This is a genomic window from Aeromicrobium sp., assembly GCF_049586495.1.
GTDB lineage: Bacteria > Actinomycetota > Actinomycetes > Propionibacteriales > Nocardioidaceae > Aeromicrobium.
Genome location: NZ_JBAVCB010000082.1, coordinates 1 through 3038, shown reverse-complemented (window position 1 = coordinate 3038; position 3038 = coordinate 1). Strand labels below are relative to the sequence as shown.

Annotated in this window: 4 protein-coding genes; 2 read left to right on the top strand and 2 right to left on the bottom strand. The window is 67.3% G+C overall.

The genetic code is table 11. The features are described from left to right. The coding region (locus WB508_RS04615; protein ID WP_423843706.1) for an adenylate/guanylate cyclase domain-containing protein at positions 1–719 on the top strand (719 nt) is incomplete at its 5' end. An 11-nt stretch (positions 720–730) separates the two neighbouring features. Beyond that, entirely contained in the window at positions 731–1576 is an 846-nt protein-coding gene (locus WB508_RS04610) for an SDR family oxidoreductase (RefSeq protein ID WP_423843705.1), read from the top strand. A gap of 22 nt (positions 1577–1598) precedes the next feature. Here WB508_RS04610 and WB508_RS04605 read toward each other — a convergent pair whose 3' ends face one another. After that, positions 1599–2267: a hypothetical protein gene (locus WB508_RS04605; protein ID WP_423843704.1), complete on the bottom strand. Its 669-nt coding sequence runs from the start codon at positions 2265–2267 to the stop codon at positions 1599–1601. 81 nt (positions 2268–2348) lie between these two features. Further along, positions 2349–3029, bottom strand: a complete 681-nt coding sequence (locus WB508_RS04600) for a response regulator (protein ID WP_423843707.1) — start codon at positions 3027–3029, stop codon at positions 2349–2351. Positions 3030–3038 lie beyond the last annotated feature (9 nt).

Sequence of the window (3038 nt, the reverse complement as noted above, 5' to 3'; positions counted from 1 at the left end):
ACTTCGAGACCCGGATCATGGTCAACGACGCCACCGAGCTGGGCCTGCTGCAGGTCGGCTTCAACGCGATGGCCGAGGGTCTGAGCGAGCGCGAGCGCATCCGCGACCTGTTCGGACGGCACGTTGGCGCCTCCGTGGCCGCGGCCGCCACCGACAGCGACGTCGAGCTGGGCGGGGAGACCCGCGTCGTGTCGGTGCTGATGATCGACATCATCGGCTCCACGTCGTTCGCCACCGACCGGCCGCCCGCCGAGGTCGTGGAGATGCTCAACCGGTTCTTCGGCATCGTCGTCGACGAGGTCGACCGGCACGACGGCCTGGTCAACAAGTTCATGGGCGATGCGGTGCTGGCGATCTTCGGATCGCCGGTGGCATTGGACGACCACGCGGCAGCGGCGCTGGGCGCTGCGCGCGGCATCATCGGCCGACTCGCCACCGAGGTGGCCGAGATCGGTGCCGGCATCGGCGTCTCGACCGGCGAGGTCGTGGCTGGCAATGTCGGCTCGCAGTCCCGCTTCGAGTTCACCGTCATCGGCGATGCCGTCAACGCGGCCGCTCGGCTGACCGAGCTGGCCAAGGAAGCCCCCGGACACGTCCTGGTCTCCCGCCGCAGCGTCTCCGAGGCGTCCGCCGACGAGCAGCAGCACTGGATCGACCACGGCAGCGAGACACTGCGCGGGCGGTCCGAGCCCACTGAACTGTCCGTGCTGCGCTGCTAGGGTCCGTGGACATGCGCTCACGCCACGTCCTCATCACCGGCTCAGCTCGTGGGATCGGCTACGTCACGGCGTTGCGGTTGGCCCGGGCGGGATGGCACGTGCACGCGGGAGTCCGGCGCGAGTCCGATGCAGACGCGTTGGATCGGACACACGCCAACATCAGTCCGACCCTGCTCGACATCACCGATCCCGAACATGTGGCGGGGCTTGCCGCGAACCTCGGCCCACTTGACGCCTTCGTCGGCAACGCCGGGGTCGCCATCAGCGGCCCGGTCGAGGGCCTCCCGCTCGACCGCTTCCGCGAGCAGATGGAAGTAAACCTCATCGGGCAGATCGCCGTGACTCAGCAGGTGCTGCCCAAGCTCCGCGAATCCGGCGGACGCATCGTGTTCGTGTCGTCCCTGAGCGGACGGATCGCGACCCCCATGACCGGCGCCTACAACGCATCGAAGTTCGCGCTCGAAGGCATGGCCGACGCGCTGCGCATGGAGCTTCGTCCCTGGGGAGTCGCGGTGTCGCTGGTCGAGCCGGCCCAGACGAGCACCGACATGTGGCACCAGGCACACGAGACGCTTGACGCCGATCTCGCCCATCTGTCCGACGAGAATCGCGCCCTGTACGCGGGTCACATCGACGGCGCCCGCGAGATGGTGGCGCTATCGCAACGCCTCGCGACTTCAGCCGACGGCGTTGCCAAGGCCATCGAGAAGGCCCTGACGTCCCGCCGACCGCGCGCCCGTTACGTCGTCGGGGTCGGACCCAAGGTGCAGGCCCAACTCACCTCCATCACCCCGACTCCGGTGCTGGACGCTTTCCTTCGCAGGATGTCCGGCGTCCCCAAGCACGGCTCATCCTGACCAGTCGCCGAGCGTTCAGCCGTTAGAAGTGGTCGCCGGTGCGCGTCGCGTTCCACAGTGCGAGCGAGTACGTGGCGAGGAGAACCGTCATCAGGGCGCCCGACCACCAGGTGAAGCCGCCGAAGTTCAGCGCCAGGAACGAGACGAGCACCGCCGCCGGAGCCCACCACCGAACCAGCCCGGCACGCATCAAAGCCAGAGCACCGAACACAGGTCCGGCGATCAGTCCGATGGCACCCGGGATGGCAAACACTGCGATGCCCCACATTGCGTCGATCTGGCCGTCAGCCCGCAACATGGCTTCGGCGCCGTTGGCTTGCGTGACGCCCGAGGTGATGAAGTCCACGGACACCATCCCGGGCAAGGTGATCAGACCTGCAAATCCGAACGCGACAGCCAGGTTGGCAAGCCAGGCGCCGCGCCCGCGCACCAGGCCGTTGACGAACAGGGCTGAGATGCCGAAGAACCCGAAACCCCAATGGAGCAGGTTGGTGTGCAGCTGCTGCAGGTTGGTCTCCGCGGCGTACTTCTCATAGAGCTCTCGCCCGTCCGCTCCGACGGCGGGATCGACCGCCGAAGCCGCGGTGATCAACAAGCCCGCGACGACAGGTGAGGACACGAGCGCCCAACGGCGCCACTTCAGTGCGGTTGAAGCAACTGTGCTGACGGGTTCTGCGATGGTTTGAGTCATGCCCTCAGCGTTCTACCGAGCCTTCTCCCCGCGAATCGGCCGTGCGACGGATTTAGGGATCCTTCGTGTGGGGGAGCCCGCTCAGTTCGGCATTCCCGGAGCCACGAGTCCGCACTCATAGGCAAATATCACCGCTTGCACTCGGTCGCTGATGCCCAGCTTGGCCAGCACGTTCGACACGTGCGTCTTGGTCGTCGCCTCACTGATGAAAAGACGGCTCGAGATCTCGAGATTGGACAGGCCACGCGCGAGGAGTCCCAGCACCTCCACCTCCCGTGGGGTCAGCCGTTCCAGCCGCCCGTCCGACCCGGTCGTCGCGGGGCCGCGCCGGATGAAGGCGTCGATCACCCGCCGGGTGACTCCCGGCGCAAGCAGGGCGTCACCTGCCGCCACGGTCCGGATCGCCGCGATCATCGCCTCGGCCGGACCGTCTTTCAGCAAGAACCCGGAGGCGCCAGCGCGTAGCGCCTCGAACACGTATTCGTCGAGGTCGAAGGTGGTGAGCATCAGAATCTTGGTCCGCGCTCCCGACTCGACGAGTCGGCGCGTGGCGGTCAAGCCGTCAAGTACCGGCATCCGCACGTCCATCAAGGTGACGTCAGGGGCGAGGGAGTCGGCCATGTCAACGGCGGTGGCACCGTCGCCCGCCTCGCCCACCACCTCGATCAGCGGCTCGGTCGTCTCGGAGTCCAGCAACGAGCGGAAGCCGCTGCGCACCATGGCCTGGTCGTCGACGAGCAGCACACGTATCGGGGCGCTCACGACGTCACC